The organism is Tolypothrix sp. PCC 7712 (genome assembly GCF_025860405.1).
Classification (GTDB): Bacteria; Cyanobacteriota; Cyanobacteriia; order Cyanobacteriales; family Nostocaceae; genus Aulosira; species Aulosira diplosiphon.
Genome location: NZ_CP063785.1, coordinates 949,615 through 970,798, shown reverse-complemented (window position 1 = coordinate 970,798; position 21,184 = coordinate 949,615). Strand labels below are relative to the sequence as shown.

Below are 21,184 nucleotides of genomic sequence, written 5' to 3'. Positions count from 1 at the left end.
CAAGTATGAAATAATAAACGATGAAATTTTTAGGTATTGATTTAGGTTGGAAATCGCAACCAAGCGGATTATGCTGTTTAGAATTAATTGATGGCAAATTACAAATTCTGGATTTAGACAGGAAAGATGCGATCGCAGATATTCTCGCTTGGATTGATACTTTTGTTCCAGCAGAGGAACCAGCACTCATCGCCGTAGATGCACCGACTCTCATTCCCAACGCCGATGGTAGCCGTCTTCCTGATAAACTCACTCATAAATATTTTGGTAAATATCATGCGGGATGTTACCCAGCGAATTTGGGTTTAGCTTTTGCAGCGCGCACTGTCAACTTTGGCTTGGAATTAGAATCTTGGGGTTTTGCACACGCACCCAGTATTGAACCGCAAAAACCCAGTAGATATCAAATCGAAGTGTTTCCCCACCCGGCGATTGTTAACTTATTCAATTTAGAACGAATTCTGAAATACAAAAAAGGACGCTTGGGCGATCGCCGTTTAGAACTGCTCAAACTCTATAATTATATTGGGGAAATCTTGCCCACTCTAGAACCGCCGCTACATTCTCTGACTCTGAGTAGTTCGTTTTTACCAGAAATTCCCCACACAGGTGCAGCACTCAAAGCTGTTGAAGATAAATTAGATAGCCTCATCTGCGCTTATGTAGCTGCACATTGGTGGTATTGGGGTGAACAACGTAACTTAGTGCTAGGCGATCGCACTACTGGTTACATTGTCGTCCCCCAAAGAATTTTGGATTTTAGATTTTAGATTTTGGATTGCTAATCTAAAATCTGTCTTGAAAAGTTTGCTCAACGGGGGGAACCCCCGCACGCAACTTTTGTCTGCGACACGCTACGCGAACGCAAAATCCAAAATCTAAAATGGGCTTATTCAGCCCAAGCAATTAACCTCGGTTCGTAAGAGTTCGACAAATGCGGGTGTTTTGGTAACACGCGCAAAGACAAGCCTTGCAAACCAGAGACGGTGTAAATGATATTAGCGGTGTAAACACTTAAACCCTGTGTATCTTCGCCTTGGTAATCCATGACCACGGGTAAAGCGTTGACTATATCACCATTAGCATCAATTGCTCCTTGGTAAAGTTCCACCTGGACATCTTTGTTTGTTAAAGTTGCCAAATCTACTTTGGCTTTGACTGCAACGGTTTGGTTAACTTCAATATCTGCTGATGCTGATACGTCAATATCTTTGATTTTGATACTAAACCAGTGATCGCTGAGATTAGCTTTCCACGCGGCTAGTTCTTTAGCTGGCGCGTAATTATTCGCAGTCAGGGTATGGAAGCGATCGCTAGCTGAGAAGTAAGCACGTTGAGCATATTCTCGCACCATGCGGGCGGTGTTGAAGAATGGACAATTCAGGCGAATTGCATCTTTCATTTTGGCTACCCAAGCACGGGGTAAGCCATCAGCATCGCGGTGATCGTAGAATAAGGGCACAACTTCTTTCTCTAACAAATCGTAGAGCGCGTTGGCTTCGACTTCATCCTGATAATTGGGATCTTCGTAATTTTCACCATGTCCGATCGCCCAACCGGTGCGAACGTAATCAGCTTCATCCCACCAACCATCAAGGACGCTTAAATTGGGTAAGCCGTTCATAGCGGCTTTCATCCCGCTAGTACCGGAAGCTTCCCGGGGACGGCGGGGTGTATTTAACCAGATATCGCAACCAGCCACCATTAACCGCGAGATGTGGATGTCGTAATTGGGAACAAATACAACTTGTTTTTCTAAATGTTGTTCACGGATGAAATGGTTGATATCACGGATGAGTTCTTTACCGGGAATATCTTTGGGGTGCGCTTTCCCAGCAATCACAAATTGGACTTTGCGGTTTTTGTCACCCAGCAGAATCCGCCTGATTCTTTCTAAATCGCGCATCCACAAGGTAGCACGTTTGTAGGTAGCAAAACGGCGGGCAAAACCAATGGTTAAAACGTTGGGATCTAAAACTTCCTGTGCTTGAGCAATTTCTGAACCTGACGCACCGCGATCGCGTAAATGCTTGACTAAATGATCTCGCACATACAAAACCATATCCAAGCGACAGCGTTCGTGATTGCGCCACAATTCCTCATCGGGAATCGCGTCCATCCTCTCCCACAATTGATTATCTGGTGGTGCTGATGACCAGTTTGGCCCTAAATAGCGATCGTACAACTCTTGTGTAGATTTTGCTACACAACTCCGTGCATGAACACCGTTAGTAATAGCTGCGATCGGCACTTCTTCAACTGGAACCTTCTTCCACAACCCTTGAAACATCTGGCGCGATACCACACCATGCAACTGCGCTACACCATTAGAAAATGTCGCCATTTTCAGCGCCAACACCGCCATACTAAAGGGTGCAGATAAATCACCTGTATTTTCTCGTCCCAGTCCTAAAAATTGTTCTTCAGGTAAGTTGAAGATATCTGCATAGTATCTCAGGTAGTCCAAGATTTTCTGGGGCGGGAACAAGTCAATCCCGGCGGGAACTGGAGTATGGGTAGTGAAAATATTACTGGAAGCTACTACTTGTTTCGCATCATCATAATGCAACCCGTCTTCCTGAATCAGCATCCGAATCCGTTCTAGGGCAGAGAAGGCGGCGTGTCCTTCGTTCATGTGGTAAGCAGTAACTTTATACCCCAATGCTTTTAACATCTGCACGCCACCGATACCCAGCATGATTTCCTGGTGGATACGCATATCGATATCCCCACCATACAGCTGGTCGGTAATGTCATGATCGTAGGGGTTGTTGGGTTCAATATTGGTGTCCAATAAATACAATGGCACCGTACCCACCTGTACCCGCCAAACTCTGGCGTACACTTTACGTCCTGGGTACTCTACCGCAATCCGCAATTCTGAACCATCAGAATTACGTTCCAGGTGTAAAGGCATATTGTAGAAATCATTGATGGGATAGCGTTCCTGCTGCCAACCATCGGCGTTAAGATACTGAGCAAAGTATCCTTGTTGGTAGAGTAACCCTACGCCTACTAGGGGTAGCCCTAAATCACTGGCAGATTTCAGGTGATCTCCCGCGAGAACACCCAAGCCTCCCGAATACACAGGTAGACAATCTACTAAGCCAAATTCAGCCGAAAAATAGGCGTAGCATTCCTTGGGTGAATTACTGCGCTGTTTTTGATACCAAGACCGTTCTTGTAAATAATCTTCTAGCTGACGCGCAGCTCTATCCATTTGAGCCAAGAAGCCTTCATCTTCTACAACTTCCAAAAGTCGCCCTTGGCTGATTGTACCTAGCATTAACACTGGGTTATGGTGGCTAGTTTCCCACAAATCGGGATCTAGGCGGCGAAATAAATCTTTGCTCTCAACGTTCCAGTCCCAATGCAAGTTATATGCCAGCCGCCGCAGCGGTTCGAGTCGCGGCGGGAGAGAAGGAGAAACGTTAAATGTACGAATTGGCTGCATAGGTTGGCAAAACTCCAAGTTTAGCTATGGTTATTGTTTACTGTCTTTAGCCAATGTTGCCAATTCTTTATACTACATTTGTGAAAATGCTATGACTTTGTTAAGCATTGAGAATCATTCTTGATAATAGTTCCTAACGTTTACACTATATAGTATTTTTCAGCTTACGTGGTCTTGTTTTGCTGCTCCTGACGCTCGTAAAACTTAACTATTTCCTGAGATTTCAGAATCACTCTCAAGATGACTTTGTGTATTTAATTTTATCCAGTATTTATATTTATTTAAGATTTCCCTCTAGACAGCCTAGAATTACTAAACTCCTCTCTGAGCTTACTTTCGCGGCTTCTAGCTGCAACTAAAAACAGTCTGTTATTAGTTCCAGTAAAAAATAAATTTTTAATTATTTCTTAACAAAACTTTCAGTTACTAATAGTTAATTGAGAGCACAAAACTATTATCATGGCGGTTTTCCTGTGATTTTTTTGATGCAGTAAAGTGTGTTACATTGATAACTAAATGATGTAGTATTTTATGCTCCTAAATAAGGAGAATCATTAGTATTTTTTGGTAGACTCAAAGCCATCGCCGCAACACAAGCAAGTTCCGCAGCCACCTGATAAGCCAGTTTAATATTTGATGCTTTATCCTTAGGGGTAGAGGAAACAGCAGTTTGATGATGGCGTGCTTCTTTGGTGACATCACCCGCCACAACAGCCCGCTGTAAAATAATGTAAGCATCTAAATCATCTGAGTCATAATCACTTGCAAGCAGCGATTGAATCTGATTTTGGGCTGCAATAGTCAAATATCCAGTAGTTAAAGCCTGTTCAACAATTTCTTTCATAAAAAATGCAATTAGAGCTAAGTGTGGTCAACTCTCTTGGCGAGAAGAGTTACTTTGCTAGCCAAGAATCTCTAGGTTTTCTTCAAAATGTATAATGCCGACTGATGAGTACACATCACCCGAATGGGTTATCCAGGCGGGTGATTTACAAATTGTTAGGTAAAAGCGCTCAGGCAATTCTGAATATATGAGCGATGATTAAAGAATTAATGAAAGTAAACTTTAAAACTCTAAAATATTTTTATTTGTATGTATAAAATCTTTCTTCTTATGAAGAGCAAATAAAAATAACAGCTTAATATTGTTATTTTTTTAGCACGAGTTAGAGGAACCAATTAATTTATTATAGCGACCCATAAAAAAGAAAATGTGTTATATTGATGGTCACTTGTTGTCAAAAGCCACTCATATAATAGCAAGAGTGATTTGTTTTGTACGTAACATCTGTGTGCAACATGATTAGAGCAGCATACTCTAGAAATTCGTTGCAAGAAAGCCGTCATAATAGTCGGGGAAGCGCTTACTTGTTTGCACCGATGGTTAATTTTAATGTGATGGCTGAAGTCGGAGACACTCCACCCTAGGCGGTTTTTACTAGGGCATAAATACTCATAATTATTTAACAATAATTACATTTTGAGCAAAATGTAAATTTTGCTAGCTTGGCTATATAGAAATCCTCAATCTAGTGGTCTTTCCCATGAATTTTGATGAGTTTTTAGATCCCCGACTTCTTGAATAAGTCGGGGATCTCACAGCGCCGCAAAATTAATGAGATGAAATGAAGCACTAGGATGAAAACATTCCATAGGAATTCTATTTTTATCAAAAAATGTAATTTTGTTAACATTAATACTTGGCTATAGCTTGAGTATTGCATAGCATTTCGCTACAACTAAGTTTTGAAATTAAGCAACTAGAAATCAGCAATATATTGGCTAATGCTTAATCAGCATATTCCTCTTCACTAAACCAATTGTGCAGTCTATGTAGTCGGTTTTTGAGAGCTAACTACTTAATATGCATTTTTGTTGCTCAAAACTATGGCAACACTGCGATTGAGAAATATTCAAGATAAATGGCATTGGTATAACCCGAAATCTATTAACGACAAATTATCTTGACGAGTCAAAAAAAATCTATTCGAGACAAATTTAACTATGAAAAATCAGCAATATTTTGCCAAAATTCAGCGCTTAGAGGAAATTATTGTCACAACCTTACTAGGAGAAATTCCTGCACTGCTACTAGGACCAAAGTTACGAAATTTTGCTTATCGCAGTATCTTTGCTCGCTTAGATAGTCCGGTTTATATTCAAAATGGTGTGGAATTTATTAGCACTGATTGCATTGAAATCGGCAAGAATGTATTTATCTTTAAAGGTGTGCGGATAGATGCTAGAGGCAACAACAATAGAATTTATTTAGGAAATAAAGTCGCAATTGAGCGCAATGTAGATATTGGTTCTTTGGATAATACTTCTATATATATTGATGATGAAACATTCATTGGCCCGAATGTGTGTATTGCTGGCCCTGGGGATATTAGAATTGGCAAACACTGCATGATTGCATCCCACTCGGGAATATATGCGAATAATCACAATTTTGCCGATCCAATTGAGCCAATCAGAAACCAAGGGATCAGCCGCCAGGGAATCGTCATTGAGGATAACTGTTGGTTAGGGCATGGAGTCACTGTATTAGATGGAGTCACTATCGGTAAAGGCAGCGTCATTGGTGCAGGCGCAGTTGTGAGCAAAGATATTCCTCCCTTTTCTGTAGCTGTAGGTATACCTGCAAAAGTGATTAAAAGCCGCATGGGTGAGGGGGTGGAGGTTAGGGGATGAGGGAGATGAGGGAGATGAGGGGAGAAATTATTATTACCAATTACCCAACACCAAACAACTTTTTTGTCTACAACTGGAAACCTAAACCGTGAGCCAACGTCACAAGAGTAGCGAGTCCACAAGTTCTTGATTGGGAATATCTCAAAGATAGATAGACAACAACAGCAAAAACAAATACTCGACCTGTCTCAATAGAGTCCTCCAAAAAAGGTACGAGATTTGGGTAATATAAAGGAGCTATCTTTTCTGCATAGCAGATACCGAGAGAGAGATTTGCTGTTTCTCATACCTTTTGGAGATATCTCTGATGCTTACTTTAAAAATCGTTGTTTATATTGTTGTTGCCTTCTTTGTGACTATCTTCGTTTTGGGATTCTTGTCTAACGATCCAGCTCGTAACCCCGGTCGTCGGGATTTCGAGTAAAAACGCGATCGCTCATCCGCGTAGAATTGCCGGAAGGCGGAAGACACCAGAAGCTATGGACACTTGCTATGGGGTTCCCCACGCCAGTTGGCTAATCTATGTTGTAGATTCGGTTTTGAGGTTAATCTCTCACTGCCCAGACACATCAATAAATAGTCAAAGCTAACGGCATTTGCTACAAAGGAGGGAACCCTAAATTTTGTCCAACAGGAAGCCCTCCTGGCGGATTCTTGTAGTGCAAAAGTGTCCATCTCCGGCCAGCTTGCTGCAAATAGGCAGAAGGCATAGTCGGAAGGCAATAGGTGTATTCTCCTTCCGGCTACTAATTGGCTATTTGTTTGCTTGATTGTGCTGAAATATGCTTCATCCCGTCCTGCCTCCCGCTCTGCCTCCCGTGGCGGAAGCGTTACAACCTGCAAATCCTACCGCATCTGCTATTGATACTAAGTTCAAATTATCTGTAGCAGCCGATACTGGTAAGCAGTCAAATTCAGAGAAATCCCAGCCGCAACAAGCAACGCCGCAGCCTCCAACTGTGGGGGAAAAATCTCAACCTCAGCCCGATGCCAACAAGTTGACGCGGGAAAAATTAGTAGTTTCTCCAAATCTCCATCAACCAAATCCACTAAAAACTGTTCCACCGGACTTGTCGCCCCCGAATGCGCCAATGAGTGCGGCGTTATTAGGGGAGCCGATGGGCATTGCTTACCCACAGCAAAATGAGAGCGATCGCTTAAATATAGGGGATGCGATTGCACCTAACGCCATCAACAAGGAAAATTTCCCTGCACCTAACGCTACAAACAATCAAGGCTCATTCCCCTCTGCTCAAGTAGCACAGCCTAGCAAGACACCAGCTGCACCCACAACAGTTGCCCAAAACATCCAGCAACCGCCGCAACTCGTACAAAATACGATTGAGTTTAAGTCTCGCAGCCCGACAAACGGCTCCGCAGTGCCTTCAGCTATAGAATTTACCTCTCCTGCGCCAACTCTTCCCACCCCCAGCCAGCCCACAACAGCGCCTCAAGGTGAAACGACAAATCAACAACCAACTCAACCAGCAAATACAACTCCCCCTACCAATACACCGCCTCGACCGAGAACTGTAGAAGTCATTTCCGATCGCCAAGTATTTGACGACCAACGCCGGATTGTGACTGCGGAAGGAAATGTGGTAGTCCGGTTTGATGGGGCTGTAGTTGATGCCGATCGCCTACAAATCAATTTAGACAACTTGATTGCCGTGGGAGAGGGTAATGTCGCCTTAACACGGGGCGATCAGGTGTTGCGAGGACAAAGGTTTACATATAACTTTATTCAAGATAGTGGGCAACTACAAAAAGGTCGCGGCGAAATTTATATGCCCACAGTGGAACAAGATGTGGCATTTTTACCCACAGATGTGACGGCTGGAGGAGTTTCACCGCGTCCGCCTAGCGATCACATTCGCGCCAATCAACCGGTTTCTAATGTCAACAGTCCAGGCGGAATTGATGTCACCGTCGGCGGTAGATCGGGTGCGAGCAATATTCCTCCACCTAAATCGGGGGGTATAATTAAGCGGCTGCGTTTTGAAGCGGAAAATATTGATTTTTACCCACGCGGCTGGCAAGCGCAAGATGTCAGGATCACTAACGACCCCTTTTCACCCCCGGAACTAGTCTTACGGGCATCTAACGTCACGTTAAGCCGAGAATCGCCCTTAGTAGATAACGTTAAAAGTCAGGGAGCACGGTTAGTTTTCGATCAAAACTTTGCTGTTGGTATTCCCCGCGATCAGCAGCGGATTGACCGCCGGGAACGGGAAGTGACTCCCGCAATTGTTTCCCCAGGTTTTGATGGTGATCAACGAGGTGGCTTGTATCTTGAGCGTGGTTTTGATGTTGTAAGTACAGATAAGACACGCTGGACAATTTCGCCACAGTTTTTTGTGCAGAAAGCCGTACAAGATGGCACTGGTGATCTAAGCGCTTTGTTTGGTCTCAGAAGCAGACTGAGCGTGAATTTGAATCCCAAAGCTGTAATTGAGGGCAATGGAGAATTAACCAGTTTTAACCTCAGTAAAGTAGAAGATAACCTCAAAGCCAGCCTGCGTTTACGCCAGCAATTAGGCAATCAAAATCCTCATATCTTGAATTTAGAATACAGCTACCGCGATCGCCTTTATAACGGTACACTTGGCTATCAAACTGTGCAAAGTAGCTTGGGCGGTGTGGTGAGTTCGCCAATCATTCCTCTAGGTAACAGTGGTATTGTCCTGAGCTATCAAGCAGGCGCTCAATATATTAACGCTAATACAGATAGACTCGACTTGTTAGCTGTGGATCGAGACAACGATCGCATTTCCCTCGGTCGCTTGCAAGGGAGTGTGGCCCTGAGTGGAGGTTTGTTGCTATGGCAAGGGCAACCCTTACCCCCCACTGCCACTGCAGGCTTACGATACACACCTAACCCCGTGGTTCCTTACTTGCGAGCGATCGCTGGTATTACAGGCACTACTAGTTACTACACTAACGGCGATAACCAAAGCACCCTCATTGGCACAATTGGTTTAGAAGGGCAAATTGGTCATTTTTCACGCCCTTTTTTCGACTATACCGCCTTTAATGTCAGCTATTCCCAAGGTTTCAACAGTGGGTTATCACCTTTCTTATTTGATCGCGCTGTTGATACTAGAGTGTTGAGTGCAGGAATTACCCAGCAAATCTATGGCCCATTCCGCCTAGGTTTCCAGACATCAGTCAACTTAGATACAGGAAGAGAAAGTAGTACAGATTACATTCTGGAATATAGCCGCCGCACCTACGGGCTGACTTTACGTTACAATCCAGTACTGCAATTAGGCGGTATTAGTTTCCGCATTAGTGACTTTAACTGGAGTGGTGGTACCAATCCATTTTCCGGAGAGAGTGTGAAGCCAGTTGTGGGCGGTGTAACGCAGGAACCTTAGTAGGCAGGTAGGGAGCAGAGGAAGCAGGGGAGAAATATCTATTACCCATTCCCCATTCCCCATTCCCCATTCCCCATTCCCCATTCCCCATTCCCCATTCCCCCCATTCCCCATTACTCATTTTCATTCATTGAAGATAATTCAGCATTTAAGGGCAAATTCACTGTAAATTTAGTACCAACACCAACTTGACTGGTGAAACTAATTTGGCCCTTGTGAGCTTCTACTGACTTTTTAACAATTACTAAACCTAGTCCGTTTCCTTGGGTTAATTTGACATTAGAAGCTCGATAAAATGATTCAAAAAGTTTACTATAGTCTATTTCGGGAATACCAATTCCTTGGTCTTGAATTTCAAAAGTAGCTATGCCTGCCAAAGAATCGCATGTAAGATGCAGTTGGATTCTGCCACCTTCTGGCGAATATTTAACTGCATTGGAAAGTATATTTCCTAAGATGTAATGCAAGAGACGTTCGTCCATTACAGCATCTGTAGTTTGACTTTCGCAAGTAAAGACAAATTCATGGTTACTACCTTCAACAATTGTAAATTCTTCAATGATTTCTTGGCAGAATTTATACAAGTTTAAGGGAACAGGGTTAAACAAAAGTTTTCCAGCTTCAGCCCTACCCATGAATAGTACGTCATCCATGAGATGCTTCATGGTTTGCACAGCAGTGAGAATGCGCTTGACGTAGGTTGTTCTTTTAGCATCTGGTAAATTTGCTCCTTTGAGATCAATCAACTCAACTGCGGTTTGAATTACTGTTAAGGGATTACGGAATTCATGAGAGACAGTAGAGATAAATAAAGATTTGAGACGATTAACTTCTTGCTCTTTTTCTAAAGCTTGCTTAAGCAATTCTGTTTCACGTTTAGCACTGAGATCCCAAAAAACTAACACTACACCACTGATTTGATTTGCCCTTCGCATCAACGGTGAAGCTTTATCGCCAATCGGTATTTTTTTACCATCTTTGGCAATTAGAGAAGTATAATCTCCTGAAGAAACAACTTTTTGCTCTTGCAGCGCTCTGGTTACAGAGTTTTCTATTGTGGCGTTAATCACATCATCGATTAACCGAAAAATCTTTGTTATGTCATTTCCTAATGCTTCTTCTTTACACCAGCCAGTCAATTTTTCCGATGCGGGATTCATAAATGTAATAATTCCGCGATCGTCAGTAGCAATCACTGCATCACTCATGGAGTTTAGCAAAGTTGCTAATTGATCCCGATTTTCTCTAAGTTCACATTCTAGCTGATATTTTAATAGGGCTATTTCTATCGCTATTTGTAAATCTTTAATTGTAAATGGTTTAACAATATACCCAAAAGGCTGAGTAATTTTTGCCCGTTCTAAAGTATTAGCATCGCCATAGGCTGTGAGAAAAATGACTGGAATATCTAATTGTTCCCGGATATAACTAGAGGCAGCAATACCATCCATTTCCCCTTTAAGAATAATATCCATTAACACAATATCTGGTTTAATTTCTAAAGCCTTGGCAATGGCAATATTCCCTGAAGAAGCTGTACCCGTAACAATATAACCAAGTTGACTCAGTTGGCTAGCAATAGTTCTAGCCACAATCACTTCATCTTCTACAATTAAAACCCTCACATTAACCATTTGAGATTTACTACTATAAAGTTAATTGTGGAAATTGGATTTTGAATAATGTTCCCCGCGCATTATCTACACTAATAGTGCCTTCTAATTGAGCAGTGGCTAAATCATAAACTAACGAAAGCCCTAGTGAGTTAGTATTTCTTAAATCAAAATCATTTGGTAAACCAATCCCATCATCTTGCACTACCATTTCTATGGTATTTGCGAGATTATGCAAGCTGATAATAATATTGCCTACTTGCTGGTTCGTAAAAGCGTGCTTAAGAGCGTTGGAAATTAATTCGTTGATAATTAAGCCACAGGCAATTGCTTGATCAATATTCAAGCTCACTGCATCTATATAAGTTTCTAAACTAATTTTGGCAGGTTCTATTTGATAAGAAATTAACAAATTAGTTGCTAAATTATCGATATATTCAGCAACATCAAGTTGTCCAATATTTGGTGCTGTATATAAGTTTTTATGAATTAAAGATATAGAATCAATGCGATTTTGGCTTTCTCTGAGGACTTTAATAGCTTCTTGGGAGTCGAGGGTTTGAGATTGAAGTTGCAATAGGCTAGAGACAATTTGTAAATTATTTTTAACTCGATGATGAATCTCTTTGAGCAACACTTCTTTTTCTGCCAATGCGCTTCTTAGCTTAACTTCAGCTTGCTGTCTCTGAGAAATTTCTATCTGAGCTTGCTGTAAAATGCTAGATTGTTGAATGGCGATCGCAATTGGCACAGTCAGTTGATCGAGTAAATCTATTTGATGTTCTTCCCAGGTGCGAGGATGAGAACATTGGTGCGCCACTAATAAACCCCAGAAGCTAGAGCTAGGATTGTCCTCACTTACCTGCAAGAGGATTGGTACTACTAAACTTGCTTTGACTTCAAACTGTTCTAACATCTTAATATAGCAATCAGTAAATCCGGCTTCGTAAATATTTGCGATCGCTTTGTTACGGCCTTGATAACACTCCAATCCTATACCTGTTTGAAAACAGGTATCTTCTATCTCTACACCAATACAAGCAGTCCAGCCATTTTCTACTGATTCGGCAACAATTGTACCACTCATATCTGCAGCAAAGCGAAAAACTATGACTCGATCGACTTGAAGTATGTCTCGTACCTCTTGCACCGTGGCATTGAGTATATCTTGGAGATTCAAAGAGTGGCGAATTCTTCCAGAAACAGTTCGCATTAAATGCTCTCGTTCCAGTTGAGTTTTAATTGCCTGTTCAGTTTTTTTCCGTTCTGTAATATCGCGGTTATAAACTAAGCAAGCGTATTTACCATCATATTCTATGGCGTGTTTAACCACTTCAACATCAATAATATTGCCATTTTTAAGACGATGTTTAGCTTCTCCTGAAAAGCTAAATTTACTATTTTTGTGAACTAAACATTTCTGTAATAAACGCACGTCTTCTGATAAATCTATTTCAGTAACATGCATTCTTAATAACTCTTTACGAGAGTAACCATAATGAATAGCGGCTGCTTCGTTAACATCCAAAAATTTCAGTGTATTTCCGTCATACACCCACATAGGATTAGGATGATTTCGGAATAAGAGATTAATCATTTTTTGTTGATAATTAGTAGTTTTATCTCGATGTAATTCTAAAGACCTAACTACTTGTTTCGCTAATTTTTGCAAGATTGCTTGCTGTTGCAAAGTGAATTGACGAGGTACAATATCAATTACACAAAAGCTACCTATAGCTAAGTCATCTGCGGCAATCAAAGGAACTCCTAGATAACTGCGACAATAAGGTTCAGAAGTCACAAGCGGATTTTTGATAAATCTCTCATCTTCCAATATGTCTGGAATTATCAATTTTTGACTTTCGAGAATTGTGTAATTACCAAAAGCAAACCTACGCGGCACTTCAGCTTGATTGATGCCAACTTTAGATTTAAACCATTCACGTTCAGCATCGACTAAACTAATCATTGCAATTGGCATCTCGCATAAATCCGCAGCCAACTGCGTAAGTTCATCAAAAAATTCTTCTCTTTCTGTATCTAAAATCCGATATTGATAGAGTAATTCTAGTCGTTGTCTTTCATTATCAGGTAACAGCATTAGTGCTTGTATATAAAAAAGTTGACTGATTTGATTCTTGAAATTATTGGTGAAGGCAGGGAACAGCGAAACTGGGAATAGATGTATAATATAAATTCAAAATTCAAAATTAGCAAAACCCGATAACAAAAGATTTTTTGAGTTTGGATCTGTCATTGAATTGAGAGAATTGGTAGAACGAGAATCTTCATTCCACACTACTATTTACTCTCAAATTTATCACCAAAATATAGGTTAAGTTTTCCATATTCATGTTGGGTTGCGCTTAAACCAACCTACATCTGCTATATCTCCTGCTTGTGAGAAATGCAGGTTACTATGGATTGCTAAATAGAGAATCGGTGTTCTAGCTTCACAAAAATCAAATAGGAGTCCTAGAGATGAGATTGTCACTTAGAGAAATAATATTATCCCTGCAAAATTACTAGCAGCCAATAGTTAATTTTTGTAACGAGATTCAGATTGATTGCAGCGTCAATGAAGAGCGATCGCTAGTGCATCGCCGCAAAAGTTTCTGAGCAGTTATGATGTTAGTGCTGAGTAAATCTTAAGTAGTGGCGTGACAAGGCTAAATAGTGCATAAAAAACTCTTGTGGGATGGGTGTCTCACCCGTCCAGGGCGGACAAGATGTCCACCCCACAAGAAAAATTATTGCAACATTTTAGCTGTGTCAGTCCAGTAGGATGTGTTAGGCGGAAGCCGTAACACATCAAAAACCTTCAAAAAGGTACCTAGATTGATTAATGATTCCCAATCGTCAAAATTAACGAGATCTTCCCAAAGTTGTAATGTATAGAACTGCTTCTTCGATAGGAATACCTAAAACATCATTGACTTGATCGTCAAAAAAGCCACCGATACCGCTAACACCAACATTGAGTTGAGTAGCCGCCAAATTGAGCCGTTGCCCTAAATGTCCAGCATCCATGTGTAAATAACGGTAAACGCGATCGCCATATTGAGCGATCGCGGATTTGAGATCTGCGGTATGAAATACTACGGCTGCAGCATCTCGCCCTAAATCTTGCCCCAAGCAAAGGTAGTGTAACTCTCTGCGGAAGTTTTTAAAGCGAATTTGGCGTAATTCTTGGGCTTTGGGTGCGTAGTAGTAACAGCCGTCTTCTAGCCGCTTGACTCCACACACAGCAATAAAGGTTTCGATTAAATTCAAGTCAAAGTAGTCGGGGGCTGGATCTAAGCTTTGGTAAATGTAATTTTGCGGTTGATATGTGAAATCGAGTAAGGCTTTGAGTTCATCAAAGGTGATATCTTCACCACTATAAGCGCGGGTAGAACGCCGCTTGTGCATGGTGTTTTCCAGTTCTACTAGCTTATTTCCCCACTCAACTGGCGTGGTAGCTGTGGGAATTTTCAGACAGAAGGGGAAGTTATATTTATCCTCAAGGGACTTTTCTTGTTTAACTGCTGGTAGATTGAGTTTGCCAGTTGTACCGGATTGGATTTGAGTTTGGCGATGAAAATATTTGAGTAAATGACCATCAGGAATATGAGGATAATGGGTTTCGGTCGCTGAAGGTAGTGCTGTTCTTCCCGGTGGTAAATTTTGTTTGATATCTAATAAGTCTGCCAGAGGTAAAACTGCGATCGCACCTTCTTGTTGTGGATCGATATAAAGTAAATCGTTGATAGCTTCATCCACAAAACCGCCAATTAAATGGGGACGATAGTCATTGACTGCTGCAGCTAACTCGATATTACCTAGCAGATGTCCTGTATCTAAAAAGATGCGGCGATAGGCGCGGTCTTCATATCGCCAAGCAGAACGGTAAAATACTGCAGTAATCACAATTGCGATTTGCGTATTTTCTAAGGAAGGGTGCCAAAAACAAGCTTCTTGTAAAGCAGTCCACACATCGCGTTCCCAATAATGCATCAGCGAATGACTCCGACATTGGTAGTTATATAGCCCTGGTGGTAACAACTCCGTTCCTCGGGAAACTATATACACTTCAGCTGGGTACAATCCACCCGCACTAGGCGCAGAACGTAAATATACAGCGCTACCCATAGAAGGCATTTTCGCTGTTAGTCCATAACTACGAAACAGTAACCGAGAAATTCTTTGCCACCATTGAGCATTTGCAGTGTCAGGAACTGAGGTATTTTCGAGAATGTAGGGTTTGAGATCAAAAGACGAGCCAATTCTGTATTCTTTAAACGGTACTGGTTGTTTAGCCCAATCTAACCTCTGGCTTTTTGCAGACAGAGTCTCAGGGTCATATTTAGTACGTTCGTGGTAGTGCTGAGCAATTGATTGGTGTATTTCTGGCATAGTACTGTCAATAGCATTGGTCGTCCTTTTTTGATCTTGGCATTCCTGCGCCTAATTATTTCGTGTTAATTGGTACAATCTTAATAATTACAACTGAGGCTGAGTAACTCTAGTAATCAATCAGGAATTAACAACAGGAAGCTATCAAGAAAACCAATAGAGAATATAGGACTCTTATTTGATTTTTTAAGTTCACGTAGGATGCGTTAGCGATAGCGTAACGCATCAGCACCAAACTCTAGTACAACAAGGCAAAAGTAAAAAGTGAGCCAGTGCGGTGGACGGGTTCCCAAGGCACTCCGTTGGGCGGCTTTGCCGACTTGAAGGAAGTGCCGTCGGCATAAAGCAACTGGCGAACTCCGCAGGAGTCAAAAGTAAAAAGAAAGAATAGTTATAGCACAAGCCTTTTGGCAATTACAGATGGTCTGTTGATTTACGCCGACTTGTACTAGGTAGTTTTTGAATCAAAAACATAAGACTTTGATTATTTAAGTAGTTAACTAATTGCTTAGTAAAAATAGCTGCATTAAACTGTTGCTACCCAGAGTTGTTTTTGCCTTAAACCTCAGTTGTTTACTCATAATTTTCTGTGGATGGTGTTGGTCTTACAGGTTGTGAATTGCGTCGCCAACGGTTCAAACCATAGATAGCCGCAGCCAAAATCAACAAGTAAGGGCTGTATACCATCAACCAAATACCCAACTTCAGCAAACCAACGGTAAATTCCCCAACAGACTGGCTAGAGTTATTCCAGGTTTCCTGAATTTGTGAACCTAAACCCCGCCCTTGACTGCTGCTAGAAACTGCCGCTTCCAAGTTTAAAGTAATAGTCGAGTAGGCAACTTGATTTTGAAGATTTTTTAATTGAGCATCAATTTGCTCAATTGATTGCCGCACATTACTTAGTTCTTGAGCAACACTTAATACATCTCTAACGGAACCAGAACGATCCATAATTTTTTGCAAATTAGCTTCTGTTTTCCTTAGATTACTTAATCGAGCTTGGACATCTACAAGTTGATTGCTGACATCTTCTGCCGTAATATTACGATTTTCTACTGTACCCAATTTAGCTAGTTCGTTGAGAGTTGAGTCTAGCTGGTTTTGCGGTACTCGCAGGGTGATAGCTGCAGTATGACGGGCATTTTCTTTAGTTGGTTGATATTCGTTTAATCCGATTAAGTCCCCTTGTTTGTTATTGATAATTTTGGTAACTGCATCAATACTTTGATCTACAGAGTTAACAATTACATTCATCGCCGCCTTTTTAATTAATTGCGGACGAGTTTGGGGTACTGGTGCAGCATCAGCTTTTTGAGATCCACCGCCACTTTCAACAGCGGGTGCAGCTTGATTCACAGTATTCCCTGTACTGGGAGGTAATGCCTTACTCCTTGTTTGTGGAACCGAAGCACAGCTAGTAAAAATCACACTTCCCAACAACGCACTGACAAATAAAGCCGATTTGCCTGGTAATCGAGTCGAGGCTGGCATAATCTAAACCTAAGAGAGATGAAATTAATTTCAGTATGGCTGATGGCACAATGGAAGTTTGTATTGTTGCAATTTATGTAACACAAGCGCTATAAGCGAAAATAAAATTCTAAGTTTTGCAAAAGTCTGCCCAATGAATGGAAGAGAGTTTTACTCGAGTTTGATTAGACTTCACATCCTGCATCATGCAGTTAAGAAACCAATTTTTGGGCTAGGTATTATTGAAGAACTGGCACATCACGGCTATAAACTTAGTGCGGGAACGCTCTACCCGATGTTGCATGATATGGAGCGCAAAGGATATTTATCTTCCGTTGAGGAGCGATCGGGGCGACAAAACCGACGAGTCTATCGCGCTACCGATTTAGGAAAAATTACTCTAGAGGATGCCAAAGAAAAAGTCCGAGAATTATTTGGCGAATTATTTGAATAAGTAGCTCGGTGTTAAAAATTATCGCTATGACAATACATACCTCACAATATTGATAAACTTACCGTAGTTATTAATCAACGGCATGGTAGCACAAATTAACCTTTTATATATAGATTCTCGTTATCGAATTTCGATATATTGATGCTGTCAACATCATCAAATCATCAAGCAAACTATAGTGACCGAGGAAACTGAGAATATTCAGATAGAGGAAGCGGCGGTTTCCTTTCATGCTCTGACTCGCAAACAACAACAGCAGCGATTAACCCAACTAGCAACGGTGTTTTTGCGATTGGGAACGATCGCCTTTGGTGGCCCGGCTGCTCATATCGCCATGATGGACAATGAAGTAGTTAATCGCCGTCAATGGATGAGTCGGGAGAAACTGCTGGATTTACTAGGAATTACAAATTTAATTCCTGGCCCTAACTCGACGGAATTAGCCATTCACATCGGTTATGAACGAGCTGGCTGGGCTGGTTTACTAGTTGCAGGTAGCTGCTTTATTCTGCCTGCGATGGTGATAGTTTGGGTATTAGCTGCGATTTATGCTCGCTATCAAACTATCCCCCAGGTGGAATGGCTGCTATATGGAATTAAACCTGTAATTATTGCGATTGTGCTCTTGGCTGTGTGGAATTTGGGTAAAAAAGCCGCCAAAGACTTACCAACAATCATTGCTGGAGTAATTGCGATCGCAGCCTACTTCGCTGGCTTAAATGAAATTTTGGTGCTGATTTTGCTGGGTATCGCCGTTATGGTAGTGAAAAATTGGCAGACCAGAGGCAATATTACAGGAGCATTCCTATTACCTTTTTCTAGCATTTTCGCCCAGGTTGGTAGTACAGCAGCAATCACATCAATCGGTTGGTTTAACGTTTTTTTCTTCTTTCTAAAAATTGGCTGCGTTCTTTATGGTAGTGGTTATGTATTGCTGGCATTTCTGCAACGGGATTTAGTCGAGCGCAACCACTGGTTAACATCACAGCAGCTTTTGGATGCGGTAGCCATCGGACAGTTTACACCAGGGCCTGTTTTTACCACCGCCACATTTATCGGCTATTTGCTCGCAGGAAATGCTGGGGCGATCGCAGCGACAATCGGTATATTTTTACCAGCCTTTGTGTTGGTATTGTTAGTAAATCCCTGGGTATCTAAATTACGCCAATCACCTTGGGCCAGTGGCTTTCTCGATGGTGTAAATGCCGCTTCTCTAGGGTTAATGGCAGGAGTCACCTACACATTAGGACGAGCCACATTAGTAGATTGGTTAACAATTATCTTGGCAATATTGAGTGCGATCGCTGTTTTCCGCTTCAAAATCAATTCTGCTTGGTTGGTTTTAGCAGGAGGCGCGATCGGGTTGGCTTCACGCTTATTATGGGGTTGAAAATAGGGGAAGGGGAAAATGGGGAATGGGAAAAAGGAAAGGATAACCTTTAACCTTTTCCCATCTGTAGCGATACGCTTAAGAGTGAGTTAAATCACAATCTATGAGATATTACGGTTATAAAATTAATATTGATGCATAAAACAATACTAAACAATTGATGGATTTAATAGAGTTAATGTTAGTGCTGGCTACAGTAATTAGTGTAGCAGATAGCAATACAATTCGTTTTAAAGATGAAACTGGCCAAACTAAAACAGTTAAATTAGCTTGTATTAATACGCCCAAAGAAACTAAACAGCAGTATGTTTCCGCAGCCGCCAAAAAGCTCAAACAGCTACTACCACCGAGTACCCGAGTTGTCATTAGAAGCGTCAATTTAGATGACAAGGGGCAGACCTTGGGTGAAGTATATGTAGATAATCGCTCAGTAAATCTGCGTTTAGTAGAAGAGGGTAATGCAGTTGTTGATCAGGAATCTTTAGAGTTCTGCAACGAAACCAAAACTCAATTTTTAATTGCAGAAGCCAATGCTAAAAATAAGCGCCTAGGATTATGGCAGCAATTTAATCAGGGAAGATAAAAAATGAAAAACTCCATCCCCTTGCAATACTTGTCGGTTAAGGGGAAAAGGGGAAGGGTAAAAGGGGCAAGAAAAAACCTTTAACCCTTACCCTTTAACCTTTTCCCAAACAAAATTAAGAGTTTAAAATCCTTAACCGAGCAGTATTGCATCCCCTTGGGGATGGAGTTTTTGGGCATGGGGGATGGGGCATGGGGCATGGGAAAGATGTTATTGCAATACTTGTCGGTGAAGGGCAAAAGGGGCAAGAAAGAACCTTGAACCCTTTCATCTTTTCCCCAAACCAAATTCCACAGTATTGGATGTTGTTGTGTCCCGCCGCAAGTCCCAAACGAAATAAGGGTAGGTAGTTCATTTTGGAGAATTGCTATTAAATGCCTATAAGTCAATACAGTTCAGTTAATAAAATTAATTGACAACAAAACCAAAAAACTAGTTACTCAACAAAAAACCGAACAATCATTTTGGAGGGGGTTTGGGGGACGCAACCGTCACCCAATCGGGGGTTTGGGGGAGAATCCCCCAATTGAGCTAGCTTTTTCTACAAGTGACAAATCAATCACTAACGATCTGACCTGTATTGGCCTATAAGCTTCATCAACTAATAACGTTTTTGCACTGTGTGGTGCGATAACTTCCGGGTGTTTTTCCTGTCCAGCGCTTGAAAGCACGATGAAAAGCACTGGGTTCCGAAAATCCTAGCAGAAATGCAACATCGTGAATTGATGTTTCTTTATCTTGTAAGTATCGCAAAGCAAGTTCCTGACGAGTTTCATCTAGAAGCTGTTGGTAAGATTTATTTTCACCCTGCAATTCTCGTTGGAGTTGTCGCACACTCATCGTTAAGCTACGAGCGATCGCCTCAATGGTAGGTACTTCTCCATGTAATTGCTGAGTAATAGCTAATATGACTTTTTGGGTATAACTCTGCACCTGCTGTTGTGCTTTCAGCATTGCTGTGGCATGGTTTTCAAAGACACATAGCAAATTAGGATTTGCTGATCGCACTGACCAGTTTAAACAGTTAGCATCAAATATAATTCGATTCGTCGGCTGAGAAAACTGGACTTTTGTTTGAAAAATGCGCTCATGCTCAGAACAATCTTCGGGATGGGGATGTTGAAACCAAACAGCCGTGGGTTCTAGAAGTTTTCCGGTGAGTTGCTGTGTAGCTGTGACTAGAGCTGCAAAAGTACTTTCAATGGGATGTCGTGGCTCATCGATGAGATAGTTTTTCAAGTTATCTACAATCTCGAAATCACAATGCACCCAACCCGCTGAAACAGTATGGTGAATCGCCACTCCCTGACTAAAAAGACGAGTGTACTGAGAAAGTTTTTCCAAAGCTTGTCCGTAGGTTTGGCAATTCAGCAGGACATAGCCAACGATACCAATAGCAGATAGATTAAAAGATTCCCCAATGTGCAAACCCAAATTGCGATCGCCTGTTTGCTTAACGGACTCTCGCCACAGATATTTCAATACCTCTCCAGAAACCTGATAATCTGGGTTCTCCAGCCAAGCTGGATCGATGTTGACGGCGGTGTATAAGCGATTAATATCCACACCTTGCGCCGCTACATATTGCACAATGTCCCGCGCGATCGCAACTGAGAACCTAGCATCCTGCATAAATTGGCACGAGGAGTCAATTTTTTGGCATGGCGAGTCACTTCATACTTTAGCAGAAAGCCTTACTGTTGCAATATCAACGCATTGCTGGAAATTACATAGCCACTGCAAGTATTTAG

Annotated in this window: 15 protein-coding genes; 8 read left to right on the top strand and 7 right to left on the bottom strand. The window is 41.6% G+C overall.

Features of this window, described 5'->3' with window-relative positions; translation table 11 throughout:
• The first annotated feature begins 20 nt into the window (after positions 1–20).
• Positions 21–770 (top strand): DUF429 domain-containing protein, encoded by a 750-nt coding sequence (locus tag HGR01_RS03760; RefSeq protein WP_045872093.1) that lies wholly within the window; start codon positions 21–23, stop codon positions 768–770.
• 119 nt (positions 771–889) lie between these two features.
• Here HGR01_RS03760 and glgP read toward each other — a convergent pair whose 3' ends face one another.
• The gene (glgP, locus tag HGR01_RS03755; protein WP_045872092.1) at positions 890–3,454 is read right to left on the bottom strand and encodes an alpha-glucan family phosphorylase; all 2,565 of its coding nucleotides are present in this window, start codon (positions 3,452–3,454) and stop codon (positions 890–892) included.
• A gap of 529 nt (positions 3,455–3,983) precedes the next feature.
• On the bottom strand, positions 3,984–4,298 hold the full coding sequence (locus HGR01_RS03750; RefSeq protein ID WP_045872091.1) for a hypothetical protein: 315 nt from the start codon (positions 4,296–4,298) through the stop codon (positions 3,984–3,986).
• Positions 4,299–4,753: 455 nt separating this feature from the next.
• Here HGR01_RS03750 and HGR01_RS03745 point away from each other — a divergent pair, with 455 nt between their 5' ends.
• The 4 genes from HGR01_RS03745 to HGR01_RS03730 all read left to right on the top strand — a co-directional run bounded on the left by HGR01_RS03745 (position 4,754) and on the right by HGR01_RS03730 (position 9,525).
• Entirely contained in the window at positions 4,754–4,882 is a 129-nt protein-coding gene (locus tag HGR01_RS03745; RefSeq protein WP_255325270.1) for a hypothetical protein, read from the top strand.
• 576 nt (positions 4,883–5,458) lie between these two features.
• Entirely contained in the window at positions 5,459–6,148 is a 690-nt protein-coding gene (locus HGR01_RS03740; RefSeq protein WP_045872090.1) for an acyltransferase, read from the top strand.
• 307 nt (positions 6,149–6,455) lie between these two features.
• The gene (locus tag HGR01_RS03735; protein WP_071989442.1) at positions 6,456–6,572 is read left to right on the top strand and encodes a photosystem II reaction center protein I; all 117 of its coding nucleotides are present in this window, start codon (positions 6,456–6,458) and stop codon (positions 6,570–6,572) included.
• Between the two features lie 358 nt (positions 6,573–6,930).
• Complete coding sequence (locus tag HGR01_RS03730) at positions 6,931–9,525, top strand: DUF3769 domain-containing protein (RefSeq protein ID WP_045872089.1); 2,595 nt, start codon at positions 6,931–6,933, stop codon at positions 9,523–9,525.
• A 113-nt stretch (positions 9,526–9,638) separates the two neighbouring features.
• On the opposite strand, the gene HGR01_RS03725 is transcribed toward HGR01_RS03730, so the two are convergent.
• The 4 genes from HGR01_RS03725 to HGR01_RS03710 all read right to left on the bottom strand — a co-directional run bounded on the left by HGR01_RS03725 (position 9,639) and on the right by HGR01_RS03710 (position 17,027).
• A complete protein-coding gene (locus HGR01_RS03725; RefSeq protein ID WP_045872088.1) occupies positions 9,639–11,159 on the bottom strand; it encodes a hybrid sensor histidine kinase/response regulator in 1,521 nt (506 codons plus the stop codon).
• 13 nt (positions 11,160–11,172) lie between these two features.
• Entirely contained in the window at positions 11,173–13,239 is a 2,067-nt protein-coding gene (locus HGR01_RS03720; protein ID WP_045872087.1) for a GAF domain-containing protein, read from the bottom strand.
• 764 nt (positions 13,240–14,003) lie between these two features.
• A complete protein-coding gene (locus HGR01_RS03715) occupies positions 14,004–15,533 on the bottom strand; it encodes a SagB/ThcOx family dehydrogenase (protein WP_045872086.1) in 1,530 nt (509 codons plus the stop codon).
• A gap of 573 nt (positions 15,534–16,106) precedes the next feature.
• Complete coding sequence (locus tag HGR01_RS03710) at positions 16,107–17,027, bottom strand: DUF4349 domain-containing protein (RefSeq protein WP_045872085.1); 921 nt, start codon at positions 17,025–17,027, stop codon at positions 16,107–16,109.
• A gap of 133 nt (positions 17,028–17,160) precedes the next feature.
• Between HGR01_RS03710 and HGR01_RS03705 the strand changes: the two genes are divergently transcribed.
• The 3 genes from HGR01_RS03705 (at position 17,161) to HGR01_RS03695 (ending at position 19,433) form a co-directional block, all read left to right on the top strand.
• A complete protein-coding gene (locus HGR01_RS03705) occupies positions 17,161–17,460 on the top strand; it encodes a PadR family transcriptional regulator (protein ID WP_045872084.1) in 300 nt (99 codons plus the stop codon).
• A 178-nt stretch (positions 17,461–17,638) separates the two neighbouring features.
• Positions 17,639–18,850 (top strand): chromate transporter, encoded by a 1,212-nt coding sequence (locus HGR01_RS03700; RefSeq protein ID WP_045872083.1) that lies wholly within the window; start codon positions 17,639–17,641, stop codon positions 18,848–18,850.
• A 160-nt stretch (positions 18,851–19,010) separates the two neighbouring features.
• Positions 19,011–19,433, top strand: a complete 423-nt coding sequence (locus HGR01_RS03695) for a thermonuclease family protein (protein ID WP_045872082.1) — start codon at positions 19,011–19,013, stop codon at positions 19,431–19,433.
• A 597-nt stretch (positions 19,434–20,030) separates the two neighbouring features.
• On the opposite strand, the gene HGR01_RS03690 is transcribed toward HGR01_RS03695, so the two are convergent.
• Positions 20,031–21,065, bottom strand: a complete 1,035-nt coding sequence (locus HGR01_RS03690) for an AraC family transcriptional regulator (protein ID WP_045872081.1) — start codon at positions 21,063–21,065, stop codon at positions 20,031–20,033.
• Between the last annotated feature and the right edge of the window lie 119 nt (positions 21,066–21,184).